Here is a 17,442-nt window from a genome sequence, read left to right as displayed (position 1 = left end):
TTTAAGCCACAAGAGTAGCATCATCATCTGATTCGTAGCTAACAGCGTAAAAACACTAACGGCGCACAAGCATCCGGATGGGTAGAAACCCGTAAATCCGCATGATACAAGTCACTCAGCATCGATTCATTCAGTACTTCATCCGGCGTGCCATTGGCAATGATTCGCCCCTGATCCAACAGGATCATACGGTCGACGTACAGAGAGGCCAGATTCAAATCGTGTAATACGCAGCAGACGTTAAAGTTATCTTCTTTCACCAGCTTTTTCAGCAGCCGAAACAGCTGTTGCTGGTAGTGAACATCCAGCGCAGAGGTAGGCTCATCCAAAAACAGCCACTTGGGGTTATCCCGGTTTTGCCACAATTGAGCCAGTAAACGCGCCAGTTGTACTCGCTGCTGTTCACCGCCGGAAAGCTGAGAATAGTTACGCTTTGCCAGATTTTCACAGCAACACAACGCCATAATCTGCGCCAGTGATTCGTCTCGTTCCGGCCCTTTCTGAGAGAGGAAGCCCATTTCAATCACTTCCTGCACGCTAAAAGGAAAGGTCATGGCGGAATTTTGCCGCATCACCGCCCGCGCTTTTGCCAGTTCTTTCACAGACCACTGTTTCAGCGGTTTACCAAACAGCAGGCACTGCCCCGCAGTGGGTTGCAGATAACCGGTCAACTGTCGTAACAACGTTGATTTGCCTGCACCGTTTGGGCCAAGGATCGCGACAATTTCGCCCCCTGGCAGGGTCAAAGAAACGTTATCCGTCAGTTTACGGTGCTGAACGCTATACACCAGATTTTGAGCTTCAATCACGTAGCGACCTCCGGGTGCGTAGGATTAACCATAAGAAATAAGGACCGCCAATCAAACTGGTAAGCAGGCCCACCGGCATTTCAGCCGGTTGTACCAACGTGCGCGCCAGCGTATCCGCCAGCAGAAGTAAACAGGCTCCACCTAACGCAGAGCATGGCAGTAACCAACGGTGATTGGCACCAATGGTCATACGAACCAAATGAGGAATAACTAAGCCAATAAATCCAATAATGCCGCTGATTGCCACAGTAGCACCAACCAGTAACGAGCAGAGGATCAGCAGAACCTGCCGTTTACGTTTTACATTCACCCCTAAGTAATGGGCCTCTTCATCCCCCAATTGCAACAAGTTCAGGGTGTGCGCGTGATACCAGGTCAACGCCATGGCAGGGATAACTAATGAGGAGGCGATTGCCAGCGTTGACCACTGGGCCTGACCCAAGCTTCCCAGCATCCATAACGTCAGCTGGCGTAGTTGCTGCTCATCACCGACATAGCCCAATATACCGATGCCTGCACCACACAAAGCATTAATGGCAATACCGGCCAATAACAGATACATCATGCCATTCTGGCCGGAATCGCCACTTAAGAAGAAAATCACCAGACAGATAAAAAAGCTGCCAAGAACGGCAAAAAATATCTGTTCATACAGTACCAGTATCGCCGGTAATGCCACCGGGAAGACAATAACGATGCCAACCATGAGTGCAGAACCGCTGCTTACCCCTAACAAAGCAGGATCTGCCATTGGATTGCGGAATAACCCCTGCATCACGACGCCGGCCATCGCCAGCGCCGAACCGACCAGAACTGCCAGCAATACTCTGGGTAAACGAATATTCAGCCAGATGTCCCGGTAATACTCTTTTAACTCCGCATCCCATAGTGCGGCAAACGTCAGGTTAATGGCCCCCAGATTGGCTGCACACAGTGTTAATACAATAAGAAAAACCACCAATCCCCAGAAAAACTGGGGAGAAGAGAGTGAATCATTCATCACTCAATATCTCCATGACATACAAGACGTTCCGCGCCATAACGGCGCGGTATTTTTATTGATTGGTTGCCGGAGTTAATTCCGGTTGCACTAAGCTGTAGGTTTGATTGTTCAGAGCGGCTCCCGCTAACAGTTGCTGAACCACCTTCGCCACATCGCTACGGTAGACAAAACCATGGACTTCCTGATGCTGATAAAGCTGAGCCAAACCGGTTGCAGTACCATTCAGCAAACCGCCGGGGCGTACAATGGCAAAATCCAGCGAACTGGTTTGTAACCAGATTTCAGCTAATGATTTCTCACGCACCGCCTGCCCGAACGCTGCTCTCGCCCGTAGGGATAGCGTTGGCCAGCTATCGCCACAGCCTAATGAGGTCACCATCACCATTTGTGACAATCCGCATTTTTCAGCGGTGTCGACAATAATACGATGAGCCAGATAGTCCTGTGATCCACCAAGGGTGGAGATAATCGCCGCGGATTCTCCGGCAGTCAGACAGGCTTGCTCAACGGCATGTGGATCGCTGGCATCCCCTTCAATAACCGTTACGCCCATATCCCGCAGGCGCTGAGCCGCATCCGGCTTACGCACTAATGCCACTACCGGATGCCCCCCGGCAAGCGCCAGCTCGAGTACGCAAGCGCCAACCCCATTTCCACCGGCACCAAAAATTAACCAGGGCTTCACGCTGGCACCTTCCCCAGCTGAGCAGCCAGCGCGCGGAATGCCACTACTTGATCTGTCAGCAGTTGACGATGCTCATCACGACCGAGGAAAATTTTAAACATCGCGCTACCAGCCTCATTCAGGAACAGAATAGAGGCGGTGTCCATTCCCATAAACTGACGCTCAATTAACGCAATATGTTTGCAGTTTTCCGCTTTGATGTGTCCGGTCATCCCTTGCTTACCGCGCAGGTTGAAATAACCATGACGGTGAAAACCCGATGGCAACTCACCGGTAAACTCCAGAATCACATCAGAGGTATGTACTAACGTGGTCACTTTGCCCCACTCAACGGCGGCATCCCACACCGTATCAAACTGGTCACCGCTCACCAGCGTACGCACCGGTAAATGCTCAATCACGTCCAGCAACGTGGTATTAAATTGGCCTGCGATAGCTTCCAGCGTGCCATCAGGATTGGTTTTCATTAGTTCATGTAATCCAGCGTTCATGCTCATTCCTTATTGATATTGCCAGTCAATTATTGCTTCGCGTTAAGTTCTAAAATCAGTTCCTGCAAGGATTGCAGTAAATTGCTAGCCCAGAACCGACCTTCATTGGTCAGTCGCAGGCAGGTGGAGCTATCCAACGACAGACCAGACTGATGCCACTGTTCCAGTAGCGGTAATAAAACCTCAGCCTGTGGCGTCAGGGAGTCCAGCGGCACCCGTCCCACTTCAATACCGGCCTGCAGGTCGTGCCGCCATTGATATTGGGTATCTGTGCTTTGCGTCATCATCATGAGTGGCTTGGCACCGTTTTCGATACCCTGAAAATAGCTATCGAGGTTGCGTTCTACCATCCAGGAGTGACCATTCACTGAACCACCGCCGCCGGAGCCAAAGGCCAGACAGTCCGCCCCGCGCTTGATCAGCAAGTTATACAGATTCCGTTCCCGGGTAGTGCGCCCCCAGTGGCTGTTACTGATGCTGTGCCAGCCATTCTGATCCATGAAATCACAGCCCTGAAGGTAGAAGTCACGTCGCTCCGCCGGTGTTGGGACGGTGATACGATTGTTTTCCACCGCTTTGCCTAAGGTGGTATTCGGCAACAGGTTTAACGCATACAGATCGACGCCATCGAGGCCGATATCACGCACTGTGACTAAATCTTCCGCCCAGCTTTGCGTATCCTGTCCCGGTAAACCAAACAGCAAATCACAGACCACGGCGGCGCGATCCCGTCGGCACAGACCTTCCATAAACCGTCTGGCTTCCTGACCATCGGAGGTACGCGCCATGCGTTTGCGAATTTCACTGTTAAAGGTTTGAATCCCAATGGAGAAGCGATTTGCCCCCGCATCCAGACAAGCGTCAATGCGCTCATCATCAAAATTGAGCATTCGCCCCTCAATGGTAATTTCGCAGTCGGGTGCCAGCGGCAGACGCTGACGCAGGGTGGTGATAATGCGTGCTAAATCTTTAGCCGCCAGTGCTGATGGCGTACCGCCACCAAAATAGATGGCATGTATCGGAGCTGATTGATGCAGAGGGCTGTCCGCCTCCATCTCAATTTCACGCAACAGCGCATCGGTATATTTAGTGCAGTGATCTTCATCGTATCGGTTTTGATAAAAGCCACAGAAGCTACAGTGGGTGGCACAAAACGGGATATGAAGGTAGATCAATCTTTTGCGTGGTGGCGTGATGGTGTTCACCAGCGTATTCCAGGCCGCAGCCTGCTGCTCCTTTGGAACAGGCATTGCGCTACGCCAGGGCATCATGGCGCGGCGGTCACGAAAGGGTTGAGAACCCGACAGGGCAAAATGAGGAGTAAAATCCGGCTGTGGCAATTTCATTGTAGCGTCTTTCACGGTTATTTTAAGTTGTACCGACGACAGGTTAGTTAATACTGACTAACCCATCGCCAGCGTAAGTAAAAAGCTAAGGGTTATTTGGATAAAGCTGTTGATGTAGCTGCTCGACAGCTTCAACAATTCGTGGCCCCATACCCAGAATCAACGACTGATCCACTTCGATAATGCGCTGGTTTTTCCAGGCTGCCGTGTGGGCGATTCCGGCTACGTTTCCGAGTTTCTTTTTTTGAACATCTGATGCCATGCTCTGGGAAGTGACCACAATCACCTCCGGGTTAGCGGCAACAATAGCTTCACCGCTGTAGGCCTTATACTGTTCATGAGTGGCAACATTGGTACCTCCGGCCAGTTTCAGTACGGCTTCAGCCACACTCCCTGCACCTGCGACCTGAGGGGAATTACTGCCAACAGACAACAGGAACATCACCCGAACCGGCTGCTTTTGCTGAGCATTACTTTTGGCGACGGCCTCTAAACGGCTTTGAATACCATTAATGAGCGCCTCCCCCTGTTGCGTCCGTTTTAGTTCGCCGGACAACATACGAATATTCTGGTACATACGTTCAATGGTGGTCGGGGTGCGGGGCAAGTTAATCACTTTCACTTTATGGTGAGTTAACTGCTCCAGAACCAATTTAGGTCCGGCATCGCTCCAGGTAATAAAAGTGTCAGGACGCAGAGAAAGGATTCCCTCCACGTTTAGCTCTTTCCAGTAGCCAATTTGCGGTAGCTGCCTGGTCTCGGGTGGATAAAAAGTGGTTTGATCAACACCCACCACCTCACTACCCGCACCGATGGCATACACCAGTTCCGACAGAGAGCCTCCGGCAACCACTAACCGCTGCTCTGCGGCAACCTGACCACAAAGAAACAGGGCAAAAACAGCGGTAATCAGTCGTTTGATTATCATCATCAGAATTTCCACGTCAGGCCGACGGCGGCATTAATTCCCGCAGCCGGAATAGATTCATGTGCCGTTTGATAGCGCTTATCGGTGAGGTTATTCAGCTCAAGGTTTACCTGATATTGATTTTCAGGACCAAACTCACTGTTAAATGCCAGATTGAGCGTGGCCCAGCCCGGGTATTTTTGGGTGGTGGTACCGGTATTGTCGGTGGCTTTTGACGCCGCGCGAATATACAGATCGGAGGTCAGATCCAGTGCGCTCAGTGGCAACTGATACTTAACGCCAAAACGCCCGGTCACGCCTGGTTCACCGGTATCCCAGGTTTTCATATCCTGTCCAATGAACTGACGGCGCAGAATATTACCGCTGGCATAGGGCGAAACCGACCAGCCGTTATATTCAGCAGACAGCTCCATGCCGTAAGTTTTGGCCCTGTCGACATTGTCGTAATAGTAGTAATCGGCGCGGGCCGAACTGGTGTTGCCCTTACAAATACTTTGGCCTGAACAGGCGATAGAAGCGATATAGTCTTTGGCTTCTGAGTAATAGATTGCGCCATCCACATACCACATATTGCCGTTATAACGAGCGCCAACTTCGAAGTTATTGGAGTGCTCGGCATCCAGATTTTGATTGCCGTAGGTCATGCCGCCACCGGCTGAGGTATCCATAAACAGCTGGGCAACCGTCGGGAATACATAGCCCTGAGCAAATGCCATTCTTAATTCAGTATTGTCAAAACCGGAATAGCGCAGGCTGGTTGAGGTAACAAAGGCGCTATCACTGACTGAACGGCTATCCAGAGTGGTAAAGCTGTTGCCTGAAATAGTATGAGAAGCGCTTTCATTGCCGCTTTTCAGTTCCGATTCCAGCCAGTACTGACGGGCTCCCAGCGTCCATGTCCAGTTGTCACTCAGCTTCCATTCATCTTGCCCAAATATCGACCAGTTGGTTTGCTCAGACTTACTGTTAGCCTGCGTATTTTTGCTATAGTTCACCGCTGCCGGAAAACCTCTGGAGCTGCTGGATTCGGTTTTGCCTACCGATTCCTGAGTGACTTTATCCTGCTGATACTGTGCCCCTAGCACCAGACGGTTATTCTCAGAAAGTGAGAAATTTGACTGTAACGTCATACCATAAGTTTTTTGTTCATCTTCAGTACGGGTCTGGTTGGCAACGCTTAAATCACCAATCATCGGGCTACCGCTTGGAGTCACCACTTTCACTTTATTTTTAAAGTCGCGCTCAAGTTTCTGAGTGTAGCCATCAAGATGAATGCTCTTCAGATATTCACCGTCGACTGCGAAGTCATAAAATAGCCCGACCTTCTCACGTTCCAGTTTAGGAATGGCAACGCTGAACTCCTCGTAAGCGTCATCATCCAGATAGGTTTGAGTGGATAACTTGTAGCGATCCAGAGACAGGCCGAATTTATGTTTATCCAGCGTATAGCCTAACCACACACCCTGACTGTTATTTTCAAATCCGGTATCCGGTAAGCGCCCGTCCGGCGTGTCACGATCGCCGTGATCGGCGTAGCTGCCGTTAACCCGATAGTCAAAGTTACCCAGACTGCCCTGAAGGTTGGCCGATTCACGCCAGCCTTTCGTGGCCGAGTCATAAACCGCTTTCACCGTGCCGCCAATCGGACTGTCGCCCCCCTTACGGGTGATGAAGTTCACTACTCCGCCAATGGCTTGCGAACCGTAGAGCACCGAATAGGGGCCTTTCACCACTTCGATACGCTCCAGAGAGGAGTCATCAATCAGAATACCCGGACCAAAGTTCTGCCCTGCCCGTTGATAGGTCACTTCCTGTCCATCAATCAGAATCAGTACTCGTGAGGAGGCCTCTCCACGAATACGAATTTGTTTGCGTCCCGCTAAGGCATTATCGGTCACTTCAACACCAGGAATATCCTGCAATTCATCAGCCAGAGATAAACGTGTGGATTTTTCTAACTGTTCGCTATTAATGACCTGAATTGTTGCCGGACTGTTCCACAACGAAGTTTCTGAACGCGTCGCGGTCACGACTAATTCATTTTTTTCTTCCGCAATAGATGAACCGGAAGTCGAAGGTGTTGCAGCGGTTGCGCTTTGAATAACCAGAAGCGTTAAAGAGGAGAGTAAAAAGTACCCGTTCCTTGTGCGTAATGCCATGCCAAAACCTTAATAAGAATGATTGTTATTATCATTCTAGTTTACGTTAGCATTTGCAATTAAGTCTATACGAAAAGGTACCGTTCAAATACATGATTGACTTACATCAACAAAATTAGTGGGTTGCATCAAGGAATTGAGATGTTGATCAAACTTTTGGCTGAGCCATGTTAATCCTAATTAAGGCATGGACTGAATGTTATAGATCCCCACCAAAATCAACGGGTGGATAATTCAATATATTAATCAATGTATTGCAAAATTATATTCTATTGAACAAATTATCCTGCAAATAAAGCCAATCCGTTTTACTAAATTCGACGGGGGGTAAAGCTGTAATTTTCACTTTTAGTTTTAATCACCAGCATCCTGTTATCTGTATTAAAAATATCAATATCGGCAATCGGGATGGTGATATTGGCAAAGCGTTTTCTGCGCATATTTCTAAAAGCCACACACTCAATAATAAGATGTGAATCATCGAGTGTAAGCTCAGTAAAGGTTTTGCTATCAAATCGGGCCGATATGATAAAAGAGAGCATCAGCACAACAATCAAACCGGTAAAGATCCAGGAATATCCACCCAACTTTAAAACCAGTTCTGTCATCATCAGGCTGGCCAACAGCAGAAAGGTAATGGCAATCACCGAATAATGATAAAACATGGTTCTTTTTTGATAGGCCAGATTGGTAATTTTTCGGAAAGATTCAACCGGCTCTTCCCTTAATTTCCCCTGTTTTGCCTGCAAAAGCGTTTCATAGATTTGATCTAACGCGTAATTAAACTGGTCAAACAGGTTCAGTGGTTTCTTTTTCCTGCCGGGCAAGGCGTAAGGAATAATTCGGATCGATTTATCCTTTCTCTCTATGGCCTCGATCTCACTCCACGACGCACAAAACGGTTTACCGATTTCAAAAAAATTAAATTCAATTCCCTGATTGGTAACAATAAGGCTAAACCTTTCACCCGCTAATTTTCGGTAACCGTGCCAAAGAGCAAGAATGGGAACAGACAGCAAAACAACACAGCCTAAAATTAACAACAGCCACAACAAAGGCGGACGAAGCTTATCCAGCATAAATAATGCCGAGATAAAGAAAAATTGGATCGGTGTCAGCAGCGCCACACACAACAGAAATAATACTTTGATGGAGCTTTTAAAGCGGGTCGAATAGCTGAATTTCATACCAACAATCCTTTGAGCCAAATCCCTGACGAGTACCAAACATAGCTTAATGTAAATGCTTCAGATTCAGGTAATGATATTACTTCTTCTCCGCATAGCAGCGCGCTTTCAGGTCGGCGTTATTGATAGCAATGCAACTGCCCTGCCCCTTTTTAGCATTGCAATACGCTCGCTGATCCTTATCTTTAATCGTTATGCAACTGCTCTGCTTTAACTCAGCGTTGCACTGCGCTCTTAAATCCGAATCATTAATGGTTATGCAGCTACTATTATTTTTTCTGGCATTGCAATAAGCCCGCTGATCCCTGTCTTTAATCGATATACAGCTACCCTGCCCTTTTTCCGCATAACATTGAGCCTTCAGATCTGCGTTATTAATTGAGATACAACTACCATTGCCCTGTTTGGCATTACAGTAAGCACGCTGGTCTTTATCATTAATGGAGATACAGCTGGCAGCCTGCGCCACACCACCAAAACAGACAAATAGTAACATCAATAAACAGCTCATTTTTTTTATCATTGTGGTTCTCCTTATTGGACAGATTGGAGCAAAACTCATATTACCCTATTCTTTTGGTTTCATGGCGTTCAACGAATAAAGCGTGAAATGACACCCCCTTCAGACTGCCTGATAGAGGTTAAATGGCTTGTGTTATATCCATCACACTTTTATTAATAATCTGCCAGCGAAACAAGGGAAACTCAGATTCTCATTTTTATGACCGGTTAATTGGACCAGACTTTCCGCTATTAATTAATACGGAAACAAACGTCAATGATGTACGGATTATCGTTCATCCAGAGCTACACAGGAGTCAATAATGCGAGGCAGCCATAGTTCAGTCTTTGATTCAGAGCTGTATTCATCTCTGTTTACCCAGCCAGAAATGAAACAGATTTGGTCCGATGAAAACCTCATTCGTTGCTGGCTGGAGTTTGAAACCAGCGTGGCCCGTGTGCAGGCTGAACTGGATATTATTCCTGTGCAGGCCGCCGAAGAGATCGCGGCGACCTGCGGTTCTCTTAACGTAGACTGGCCTCGACTGGCGACAGAAACCCGTTCCGTTGGTATGGCTATCAAACCGCTGGTGGACCAAATCACCGATGCTGGTACACCATTAGTGAAAAAGTACCTGCACTGGGGATGTACCACTCAGGATCTGCTGGATTCTGCACTGGCCATGCGTATGAAGCAAACGCTGCAATTAGTACGCAGCCAGCTTATCGCACTGGGTGATGCGCTGAAAAGTATGACGCTGGAACACAAAACCACCGTGATGGTCGCCAGAACCAACTCCATGGATGCCTCCGCGACCACCTGGGGATTACAGGTGAGCAGCTATTTAAGCGAATTAAGCCGCCATATTCAGCGTCTGGATGCTCTCTATCCCGGCGCGATTACTGGTCTGTTTGGTGGTGCGGTAGGAAATCTGGCATCCGTTGGTCATCATGGTATGGAAACACGTAAAAACCTGATGACGGCGCTGGGCCTATCCACGCCCATTGGCATGATGAATGCCAGTCAGGATAATGTGGTGCAGGTGGTACAATTTTTCGCCCTGGTACACGGTACCCTATGTCGGATAGCCAATGATGTTGAAACCATGGGGCGAGCCTCCATCGCAGAAGTCAGAGAAGGTGAAGGGGGCGGAGGTTCCAGTACTATGCCGCATAAAACCAACCCTCGCGCCAGCAATATGATACAAACGCTGTCCCGTATGGGCTGGACCTATGCCTCCGGTGCAACCAATTTGTTAGACCAACAAGATGTACGCGCCGCGTCAATGCGCGTGCTGAACTGGAGTCTGATACCTGAATCAGCATTAACCCTCTCTACCAGTCTTGAACGCGCCTGTCGTCTGATAACGCATTTAGTCGTCGATAAACAAAAGATGCGGGACAACTTCAGCGCCTCCAAAAATTTCATTATGTCGGAATCGGTATCGATGAAACTGGCAGAGAAGATTGGCCGCGATCGGGGCTATAACATCATGAAAAAGCTATTGAAAGAGGCTGATGGCTCGCAAAACCTACAGCAACTGGCACTCAATTGTGACCTTATTCGTGAGACGTTAACGGAAACAGAAATTATCGCCGCCTGCGATCCATCCTCTTATCTGGGATGCAATGATGCATTGATTGATGAAACGGTGGCATTTTTTGATTCGGTAAGAAATGCCAACCGCTGACAGACAGAAAACCCGCCCCGGTATATTCTCCGGGGCGGGAGAATGACTTATTTCGGCAGCGGTGAAAAGGTTTCAAAGAAGGTAAACAGCTCTTCTAACTGTTCGAAATTACCCTCGCCTTCGCCTTTCTCATACGCCAGATGCAGCACTAGCTCCACAAAGAAGAAGCCAATGATTCGGCTTTTAAATACTGATTGTGTATCACTGGGCAAGACAAATTGCAGGTTGCTGAATTTACCGTAGGGATTGGATTCCGAATTAGTGATCAGTACCACTACCGCCTCTTTTTTGCGGAACCATTCGGTGACTCTAATCACCACCCGATTAAAGCGATAATAGGAGAACACAATCAGTACATCCTGACTCGATATATTCAATAAGGCTTTAGGTAAATCGCCGGTATCAACCGACAGCAGCGTTACCCGATCGCGAAAATATTTAACCAGAGTAGAAAAATGTTTCGCCATAGCATGAGACGACGCAGGCCCAATAACATAGATATGGCGCTCGGTATTCAGGATGAGTTCGATAAACTCATCCAGACTTTCAATATCAATATTGTTCTTGAAGTTTTCAAACAGCATCGTCACGTTTTTATTGAACTCAGAGACAATATCCGCCGTGGTTGCAGTGACTTTTCCCTGAGCTCTTGATGCCAGTTCGAACGGCGGGATCAGATTTTGTTGAGACAACGTATTTTCCAGCACCCGACGAAAGGCAGAATACCCGGTATACCCGAGCTTATTTAAAAAGCGCCCAACGGTTGCCTTACTCACCATGGCATTGCGGGCCAAATCCACAATGCCATGAAATGGCAATTCATTAAAATGCGCCTGAATATAGTTATCCAGCCGATGCTCTGACTCTGTCAGTGAATGCAATTGTGCTGTTTGAGAAATATAATCTTCTAATGTCAACGCGTTGTTATTGTTCATTCGTTTTGCCCCGGAGCATGACAACCGACTCGCCAGTATTAATGATGTTACCAAAAAAACCTTCGCTGTGACCAAAGCCATAATTATTGCAGTTAAGCGTTGTTATCACTGCTTTGGTGTTATGCGATCCTGCGCACAATTTATTGTGAGAAAAGCATTTTCTCATACAGTCATCAGCGCCTTACTTCTACTATGACCGCCTGACAAGCCGGCATGCAACACCATTTGTTGCCACCAGATTTTCTTAAGCGCGATGTTATTAAACAGTAGGTTTTTCTACCCGGAAAAACAAATAAAAGGATACACCACATGACTGCATTTATAATCGCCATAGCGATTACTATCATTGCCGCATGGTTAATTATTAAGAATTACCAACCTCAAACCGTGCTGTTGCTGGCTGGTCTGGCTTTACTGACAATTACCGTGATTCTTCATCCGGAAAAAAGCATTTTATACGGAAAAGCGACCACGACCGGCTCAACCTGGCTGGATATTTTTGCCTTTGCTAAAGGTTCGCTGTCTACTCAGGTCGCCGGCATTGGTTTGATCATTATGGCGGCAGGCGGTTTCGCCAGCTATATGGACCATATCAAAGCGTCAAACGCCATGGTCAATATTTGTATCCGTCCTTTGCAGGTCATCAAAGCCCCTTACCTGATTCTGGCTCTGGGCTATATTTGTGCTCAGATGTTGCACGTGGCAATTTCAAGCGCCGCCGGGTTAGCCATGCTGTTATTGGTTACCTTCTTCCCGGTGTTGGTGCGTTTAGGCGTGAGTAAAGCGGCAGCAGCAGCCATGATTGGTCTGTGTGCCTTTATGGACCTCGGTCCGGCCGTTGGAACGGCAAACCTGGCGGCAAAACATGCCGGTATGGAAACCGCTGTCTATTTTGCCCACTACCAAATGCCGGTGGCTATTGCGGTTATGCTGGTGGTATCCATCCTGATTTATTTCACGGCAAAATACTACGATAAAAAAGATGGCCACACCGTAGTGATTCAGGACGTCAGTAAAACAAACGTTCAGGAAGAGGATGCAGCACCAACATTTTATGCCCTTCTGCCTATTTTCCCGGTTGCACTGGTACTGATATTCAGCCCGTTAGTGATTGATACCATCAAGATTGATGTGGTTACCGCGATGATCGTCGGTACCATGCTGGCCTTTGTCTGTGAGCTGATCGTTAAACGTGACTTCCGCGCTTGCTGTAAAGGGGTACAGGTCTTCTTCAAAGGCATGGGCGGTATGTTCACCAGTATCGTATCCCTGCTGGTTTGTGCCGATATCTATGCCCAAGGGATGCAGCAAATCGGGGCTATCGATTATCTGCTTGAATCAGTGCAAAACGCAGGCTTTGGTTTCACCAGCATGACGATTGTCATGACGTTATTAGTGGGTGTTACCGCTGTGCTGACCGGTTCTGGCGTTGCCGCGTTCTTCTCCTTCTCCGGTCTGGCACCGTCAATCGCCAGCAAGTTTGGTGCTGATGCGGTGTATATGATTCTACCAATGCAGTTAATGGCCGGTATGGGACGTTCTATTTCCCCGGTTGCAGGTATCATTATTGCCGTCAGTAAGGCGGGGGAATGCTCTCCGTTTATGATTGTAAGACGAACATTGATTCCGGCACTGGGCGGTATCGTGGCAATGCTGGTGACTAACTATCTGCTGTTCTAAATCGATAACATGATCGGAACAAAGCCCCGCACGGTCAATGCGGGGCTTTGTTCATGGAGATGATTGAGGAAAGCATTGACTATCCATATCTGTTGTTGGTACAAGGACTAGCTAGGAAAACCAAAAGATGCCGGGTATACAGCCATAATGGCCTGAAGGTTTAGATCTTTAAACTTAAACTATGCCGCCTCAAGGACAAGACAGCATGAAAGCTATCCGTTTAGCGTTAGGGATAATATTACCGGTACTGGTTGCCAACTGCTATTTTATTCTGGAAGCTGTATTGTTTTCACCATCAGAGTATTTTCCCAGCCTCCCTGATATTCTCGGTCTGCTTGGATTAGGCTATATACTTTTTGGTATCCAGTCGATTATCTATAGTCTACTGATGGAATTTATTATTAATCCCAAAATAAAGGCCAGTTGGCTGGCTGTGGTTTTATCCGGTGCGTTAGGTGCTCTTTCCGCTATCCCCCTCACTATCTACTTCATACCGATGGGAATTTTAAGCGGTATCATTGTGGGAACGCTGTTACGCATCATCTATGTTAAACATCCACATTAGATGGCTTTGGCTTCCCAATTATCGTTCTGGCTTAAAATAGATAATATTTTCATATAAAAAACCTGGCTGCTCATAATGCATCAGGCTACTTCTTTCCTTTCAGATATCCTATAAAGCCTGACACCGTCATCTTTAGCGGGATTTCTACAAGCCTATTTATAGGCTCTACGTTTTTCCCCCGTAGAAAGCCTGTCCCCGATATTCAAGTGCAAATACTATGTGATATTTACAGTTCCATTGGGTATTGATCAGGCTCTTTTCATCCCCCATTGGGCGCCATTTTGATTTCTGGTTTAACTTTTTGCCGTTGCCAGACCGCAAGGTGTTTTAACAAATCAAAAGGGGTTTATAGCTGAGAATTTTATGGAACCCCAGTCTGGCTCGGATTCTTCTGGATACAACAAAGCCCCACACCGTCAATGCGGGGCTTTTGCATTTAATATTTCTTATTGTGTTGGATTAGGTAAGATGGAACAGACGTTATCCGCTTAAATGGGAAAAATAGAATGAATAGCAAAGACTTAATCCCTTACTGTCTGACAAAACTTGGTGCGGTACATGACTATAAAGCCGAATGGGAAGCCGACCGCGTTTGTGTCTGCGATAAGATGTTTGCTTTATTAGGTGAGCTTAACGGTCGACCCATCATCTCGTTAAAAAGCGATCCGGATCGTTCTGATATTTTGCGCCAAACCTTTCCCGATATTATTCCCGGCTATTACTTAAATAAACGGCTGTGGAACACCCTGTTTCTGGATGGCGCTTTGTCCATGGAAATGATTGAAGAAAGCATCGATCACTCCTATCTTCTGGTTGTGCAAGGGTTACCAAAGAAAACCCAGAAGATGTTGGGCATACAGCCGTAACTGATGGAAGGCTTGATGAGGTAGCGGCAAAATAAAAGCGCCGCTACCCATGAATTTTGTACAGCGAATAGAAAAAGGTCTCTCTGGCTAAAAACGCCAGCTTGTTTTTAACGCTGACATACATGCTGGTGGGCGTTGGTGAACTATAGGTGTTAATACCTGCATCTTCGGCAATCAGCATGGCCCTTTTCATATGCAGAGGATCGCTGACAATAATGGCGCTTTGATACTGCTGATTATCCATAATCACTTTAGCGTAACGTATATTTCCCTGAGTGATGGTCGAGGTTTCTTCGTATAAGATATCCTGCGGCGGTACTCCATGCTGTTCGGCATATTGCTTCGCCACCCAGGCATCAGAATGTTGATTCCCTTCGCCATATCCACCGGTAAAAATCAGTTTCTTCACATATCCATGTTGATACAAGAATATGCCGTGATTAATCCGCTGCTGAAATACCGGCGTCACTTTTCCATCCGATAAACCGGCACCAAGCACAATGGCGACATCAGCGGTGGTTCGTTCATCTTTATCGCTGTAGTTCCAGATAGTCATGGCGTTTATCAGGGCATACAGAAAGGCTGTCATAAACAGAAAAAGGATAAGGTATTTGGGGAGTCGATGCTGTTTAGTTTTTATATTTGCCATCTTTTTCATCCATTAAAAAGCTGCTTTTGATTACCGGCTACCGCTGTAAATATCCCAAAAACATGTTTTATTTAATGTCATTACGGTGAATACCTAACCAAAAAAATAGCTTTGATCATCTTCATCAACAGCCCTGAGTGCTTCATCAAGCGTGTTCAGGGGAGCACAATGGTACAATACCCAATGATCTAAGTTAAACCAATAGAGATACCAACAGCATGCCAATTGATTAAACTCTGCTTTTATTATTGGAATGGATGATTTTTCCAGACAGCAAGTGCCGGTTTGATAAATAATGATTACTTCATCTTCAATCTCATACTTTAAATTGAAAATTGAGTGAAACTCTTTATCAGGAACCCACGCTTTAACATACCGTTCAATAATACTTTTCTTTTCCCTGAAATCCATTATCACCTCATCCCGGTAAACGCCTGTATATCATTCAGGAAATTTCATTCTACTACTGATATTATTCATTTATCGATAGAAAATTAAAAAGGATAAAGATTATGGAAGAAAGTTTAGAGCTGGTATTTATGCCGCCATTGATCGTGTTATTGATTAATGCCCAAAATAACAAGGGTGAACCGCTGACACAAAGCGAAGTAGAGGCCATTCGGGATAAAGCAGTATGCATCGCTCTCCCTGCCGGAAGCAACGCCATGATGGCTGAAAAACGAGGCTATGATGACATCGACCCTGAATTCGTCTGGCAGGAATACCTTCATTACCTGAGCACCTTTTCGGATACAGAAGATAATGAAAAATAAAAACACACATTACTTTTAACTTTACTCAACTTATTTTCTGATTATAATAAGCGCAAATTTACACAGGAGTAATAATACGTTGGACAGTCACCCTTACTTAAATATAACGGCAAGCTAACGCATTTATTCCTGCGCTGCTTGCCAAAACGGCGGGCAGCAATCTCCTCATACTGACGATTGCATCCCAAAATGTTACAAACGCGTATTATCGCGAGGTCAGTCGTCATGTTCATGTTTAAAAATTCATTATTCCCTCCACCGTCAACACGACGTTAATCGCTCTTTCGGGCGACAATATTGTCGTGTGCTAAATAAAGCACGTACTTAATTCTTCCGGCAAAAATGGAGGAACGTATGTTGATGTTTCCTTATATCTCAAATTTGCTTGCAGCAATGCTGCTGGGTGCGCTGATTGGCGCAGAAAGACAGTGGCGCCAGCGTATGGCTGGCCTTCGCACCAATGCACTGGTAGCCACCGGTGCAGCGGTTTTTATTCTGAGTTCAATATCCACATCGCCCGACAGTCCGGGTCGTATCGCGGCACAAATCGTCTCCGGAATTGGCTTTCTTGGCGCGGGTGTCATCATGCGTGAAGGCATGAATGTCCGCGGTCTGAATACCGCTGCGACATTGTGGTGCTCTGCGGGTATTGGCGTGTTATGTGGTCTGGGACAGTTCTGGAATGCAGCGGCGGCAACGCTGATTATCCTTTGCGCCAATATATTGCTGCGCGAGGCGGCACAGCGGATTAATCAGATCCCTGGCGCCACAGAAGAAGAAAAACGTTATGTTCTGAAAATAACCTGTAATAACCACCATGAGAATGCCGTTCGCCAGTTGGTGCTGAATATAGCGAAAGAACTGGCGCTCAGCCTGCAAGGACTCGGTTCTGTTTCTGCACAGGAGCAGGGCCAAAAAGAAATTCGCGCCGAGCTGATTAGCGGAGCGGATTATCGAAAAACACTGGATATCATCATGTCCAGAATCGGCGGACACGAGAATATTACTGCGGTTCGCTGGAGTGCCGAAGGGGGTTAACTCCCCCTTACTATTCAATACGATGCGAAAGCTCATCTAAGGAGGGAATGATGGATATTCCCATACATATAAAGTAATACCCGCTCTATAGCGTGAGAAATGAATGATGCATAGATATTTCTGTGCAGGGATAACT

General features: G+C 47.0%; 18 protein-coding genes and 1 pseudogene. 6 read left to right on the top strand and 13 right to left on the bottom strand.

Annotated features, from left to right (window positions below; translation table 11 throughout):
• Nucleotides 1-38: 38 nt before the first annotated feature.
• The 9 genes from EKN56_RS03535 to EKN56_RS03495 all read right to left on the bottom strand — a co-directional run bounded on the left by EKN56_RS03535 (nt 39) and on the right by EKN56_RS03495 (nt 9,131).
• Nucleotides 39-809 carry a heme ABC transporter ATP-binding protein gene (locus tag EKN56_RS03535; RefSeq protein ID WP_130590544.1) on the bottom strand — a complete coding sequence of 257 codons (771 nt, stop codon included), beginning with the start codon at nt 807-809 and terminating at the stop codon, nt 39-41.
• Nucleotides 802-1,812, bottom strand: a complete 1,011-nt coding sequence (locus tag EKN56_RS03530) for a FecCD family ABC transporter permease (RefSeq protein WP_210405330.1) — start codon at nt 1,810-1,812, stop codon at nt 802-804. The genes EKN56_RS03535 and EKN56_RS03530 overlap by 8 nt, the downstream gene beginning before the upstream one ends.
• Nucleotides 1,813-1,864: 52 nt before the next feature.
• Nucleotides 1,865-2,497: an SDR family oxidoreductase gene (locus tag EKN56_RS03525; protein ID WP_130590543.1), complete on the bottom strand. Its 633-nt coding sequence runs from the start codon at nt 2,495-2,497 to the stop codon at nt 1,865-1,867.
• Nucleotides 2,494-2,988: a heme utilization cystosolic carrier protein HutX gene (gene hutX / locus EKN56_RS03520; RefSeq protein WP_130590542.1), complete on the bottom strand. Its 495-nt coding sequence runs from the start codon at nt 2,986-2,988 to the stop codon at nt 2,494-2,496. The genes EKN56_RS03525 and hutX overlap by 4 nt, the downstream gene beginning before the upstream one ends.
• Before the next feature lie 29 nt (nt 2,989-3,017).
• Nucleotides 3,018-4,334, bottom strand: a complete 1,317-nt coding sequence (hutW, locus tag EKN56_RS03515) for a heme anaerobic degradation radical SAM methyltransferase ChuW/HutW (RefSeq protein ID WP_130590541.1) — start codon at nt 4,332-4,334, stop codon at nt 3,018-3,020.
• An 85-nt stretch (nt 4,335-4,419) separates the two neighbouring features.
• A complete protein-coding gene (locus EKN56_RS03510; RefSeq protein WP_130590540.1) occupies nt 4,420-5,265 on the bottom strand; it encodes a heme/hemin ABC transporter substrate-binding protein in 846 nt (281 codons plus the stop codon).
• Nucleotides 5,265-7,421 (bottom strand): TonB-dependent receptor plug domain-containing protein, encoded by a 2,157-nt coding sequence (locus tag EKN56_RS03505; protein WP_130590539.1) that lies wholly within the window; start codon nt 7,419-7,421, stop codon nt 5,265-5,267. The genes EKN56_RS03510 and EKN56_RS03505 overlap by 1 nt, the downstream gene beginning before the upstream one ends.
• A gap of 311 nt (nt 7,422-7,732) precedes the next feature.
• On the bottom strand, nt 7,733-8,608 hold the full coding sequence (locus EKN56_RS03500; protein ID WP_130590538.1) for a hypothetical protein: 876 nt from the start codon (nt 8,606-8,608) through the stop codon (nt 7,733-7,735).
• A gap of 79 nt (nt 8,609-8,687) precedes the next feature.
• Entirely contained in the window at nt 8,688-9,131 is a 444-nt protein-coding gene (locus EKN56_RS03495; RefSeq protein ID WP_210405329.1) for a hypothetical protein, read from the bottom strand.
• A gap of 301 nt (nt 9,132-9,432) precedes the next feature.
• Here EKN56_RS03495 and EKN56_RS03490 point away from each other — a divergent pair, with 301 nt between their 5' ends.
• Nucleotides 9,433-10,800, top strand: coding sequence for a class-II fumarase/aspartase family protein (locus EKN56_RS03490; RefSeq protein WP_130590537.1), 1,368 nt, complete (start codon nt 9,433-9,435; stop codon nt 10,798-10,800).
• A 47-nt stretch (nt 10,801-10,847) separates the two neighbouring features.
• Here EKN56_RS03490 and EKN56_RS03485 read toward each other — a convergent pair whose 3' ends face one another.
• On the bottom strand, nt 10,848-11,735 hold the full coding sequence (locus EKN56_RS03485) for a MurR/RpiR family transcriptional regulator (RefSeq protein ID WP_130590536.1): 888 nt from the start codon (nt 11,733-11,735) through the stop codon (nt 10,848-10,850).
• A 309-nt stretch (nt 11,736-12,044) separates the two neighbouring features.
• On the opposite strand from EKN56_RS03485, the gene dcuC reads away from it, so the two are divergent.
• Nucleotides 12,045-13,415 carry a C4-dicarboxylate transporter DcuC gene (gene dcuC / locus EKN56_RS03480; protein WP_130590535.1) on the top strand — a complete coding sequence of 457 codons (1,371 nt, stop codon included), beginning with the start codon at nt 12,045-12,047 and terminating at the stop codon, nt 13,413-13,415.
• 205 nt (nt 13,416-13,620) lie between these two features.
• Nucleotides 13,621-13,980 (top strand): hypothetical protein, encoded by a 360-nt coding sequence (locus tag EKN56_RS03475; protein WP_130590534.1) that lies wholly within the window; start codon nt 13,621-13,623, stop codon nt 13,978-13,980.
• Nucleotides 13,981-14,025: 45 nt separating this feature from the next.
• On the opposite strand, the pseudogene EKN56_RS03470 reads toward EKN56_RS03475, so the two are convergent.
• A pseudogene (locus EKN56_RS03470) lies at nt 14,026-14,250 on the bottom strand (IS200/IS605 family transposase); the annotation flags it as partial.
• 236 nt (nt 14,251-14,486) lie between these two features.
• On the opposite strand from EKN56_RS03470, the gene EKN56_RS03465 reads away from it, so the two are divergent.
• Nucleotides 14,487-14,846, top strand: coding sequence for an MmcQ/YjbR family DNA-binding protein (locus EKN56_RS03465; protein WP_130590533.1), 360 nt, complete (start codon nt 14,487-14,489; stop codon nt 14,844-14,846).
• Between the two features lie 43 nt (nt 14,847-14,889).
• Here EKN56_RS03465 and EKN56_RS03460 read toward each other — a convergent pair whose 3' ends face one another.
• Together EKN56_RS03460 and EKN56_RS03455 are read right to left on the bottom strand one after the other, a co-directional pair.
• Nucleotides 14,890-15,495: a YdcF family protein gene (locus EKN56_RS03460; RefSeq protein WP_246019956.1), complete on the bottom strand. Its 606-nt coding sequence runs from the start codon at nt 15,493-15,495 to the stop codon at nt 14,890-14,892.
• Between the two features lie 93 nt (nt 15,496-15,588).
• Nucleotides 15,589-15,906: a DUF3024 domain-containing protein gene (locus EKN56_RS03455; protein WP_130590532.1), complete on the bottom strand. Its 318-nt coding sequence runs from the start codon at nt 15,904-15,906 to the stop codon at nt 15,589-15,591.
• 101 nt (nt 15,907-16,007) lie between these two features.
• Here EKN56_RS03455 and EKN56_RS03450 point away from each other — a divergent pair, with 101 nt between their 5' ends.
• Both EKN56_RS03450 and EKN56_RS03445 read left to right on the top strand, forming a co-directional pair.
• Complete coding sequence (locus EKN56_RS03450) at nt 16,008-16,268, top strand: hypothetical protein (RefSeq protein ID WP_210405328.1); 261 nt, start codon at nt 16,008-16,010, stop codon at nt 16,266-16,268.
• Nucleotides 16,269-16,610: 342 nt separating this feature from the next.
• Nucleotides 16,611-17,306 carry an MgtC family protein gene (locus EKN56_RS03445; protein WP_130590530.1) on the top strand — a complete coding sequence of 232 codons (696 nt, stop codon included), beginning with the start codon at nt 16,611-16,613 and terminating at the stop codon, nt 17,304-17,306.
• The last annotated feature ends 136 nt before the right edge of the window (nt 17,307-17,442 follow it).

It is taken from the genome of Limnobaculum zhutongyuii (genome assembly GCF_004295645.1).
Classification (GTDB): Bacteria; Pseudomonadota; Gammaproteobacteria; order Enterobacterales; family Enterobacteriaceae; genus Limnobaculum; species Limnobaculum zhutongyuii.
Note: the sequence above shows the minus strand (reverse complement) of the source record. Positions and strands in the feature narration are given on the sequence as shown.

Bases quoted from the DNA above. Each gene is read 5' to 3' on its own strand.
- hutX (WP_130590542.1), bottom strand. From the start codon at position 2,988: ATGAACGCTGGATTACATGAACTAATGAAAACCAATCCTGATGGCACG.
- hutW (WP_130590541.1), bottom strand. From the start codon at position 4,334: ATGAAATTGCCACAGCCGGATTTTACTCCTCATTTTGCCCTGTCGGGT.
- EKN56_RS03510 (WP_130590540.1), bottom strand. From the start codon at position 5,265: ATGATGATAATCAAACGACTGATTACCGCTGTTTTTGCCCTGTTTCTT.
- EKN56_RS03505 (WP_130590539.1), bottom strand. From the start codon at position 7,421: ATGGCATTACGCACAAGGAACGGGTACTTTTTACTCTCCTCTTTAACG.
- EKN56_RS03500 (WP_130590538.1), bottom strand. From the start codon at position 8,608: ATGAAATTCAGCTATTCGACCCGCTTTAAAAGCTCCATCAAAGTATTA.
- EKN56_RS03495 (WP_210405329.1), bottom strand. From the start codon at position 9,131: ATGATAAAAAAAATGAGCTGTTTATTGATGTTACTATTTGTCTGTTTT.
- EKN56_RS03490 (WP_130590537.1), top strand. From the start codon at position 9,433: ATGCGAGGCAGCCATAGTTCAGTCTTTGATTCAGAGCTGTATTCATCT.
- EKN56_RS03485 (WP_130590536.1), bottom strand. From the start codon at position 11,735: ATGAACAATAACAACGCGTTGACATTAGAAGATTATATTTCTCAAACA.
- dcuC (WP_130590535.1), top strand. From the start codon at position 12,045: ATGACTGCATTTATAATCGCCATAGCGATTACTATCATTGCCGCATGG.
- EKN56_RS03475 (WP_130590534.1), top strand. From the start codon at position 13,621: ATGAAAGCTATCCGTTTAGCGTTAGGGATAATATTACCGGTACTGGTT.
- EKN56_RS03465 (WP_130590533.1), top strand. From the start codon at position 14,487: ATGAATAGCAAAGACTTAATCCCTTACTGTCTGACAAAACTTGGTGCG.
- EKN56_RS03460 (WP_246019956.1), bottom strand. From the start codon at position 15,495: ATGGCAAATATAAAAACTAAACAGCATCGACTCCCCAAATACCTTATC.
- EKN56_RS03455 (WP_130590532.1), bottom strand. From the start codon at position 15,906: ATGGATTTCAGGGAAAAGAAAAGTATTATTGAACGGTATGTTAAAGCG.
- EKN56_RS03450 (WP_210405328.1), top strand. From the start codon at position 16,008: ATGGAAGAAAGTTTAGAGCTGGTATTTATGCCGCCATTGATCGTGTTA.
- EKN56_RS03445 (WP_130590530.1), top strand. From the start codon at position 16,611: ATGGAGGAACGTATGTTGATGTTTCCTTATATCTCAAATTTGCTTGCA.